Below are 327 nucleotides of genomic sequence, written 5' to 3' on the forward strand. Positions count from 1 at the left end.
CGTTTCATCGGCCTGAACCACCACTTGTTCGAGTAAGTGAGTCTTCAGTGCCTGATAAAGCGGTTGACGTTTACCACGACGTTTAATGGTCGTCGTTGTGGTGGTGATAACCTCATCTTCCGCTTTCACCGCTTCACATTCTGACTCATTAAAGAGGTCACCCTGTGCTTCGTTATATGGCTTTAACGCTTCCGAGCGTTTGGCGGTCAAGGGTGAGCTTAAACTGCTCAATTAAGGATTGGCGTTCTTGCTGCCACTCATTTTTCTCCGACATCAACGCTTTCACCATAGCTTGAAGCTCGGCGATGTCTTGGCTTTCTGGGTTAA

The 327-nt window shown here is 48.0% G+C and carries 1 pseudogene; it reads right to left on the bottom strand.

The annotated features are described in order from the left end of the window. Positions 1–327: pseudogene (locus AACW06_RS20245) on the bottom strand (IS66 family transposase); the annotation flags it as partial.

Source organism: Vibrio sp. S12_S33 (assembly GCF_963889785.1).
GTDB lineage: Bacteria > Pseudomonadota > Gammaproteobacteria > Enterobacterales > Vibrionaceae > Vibrio > Vibrio aestuarianus.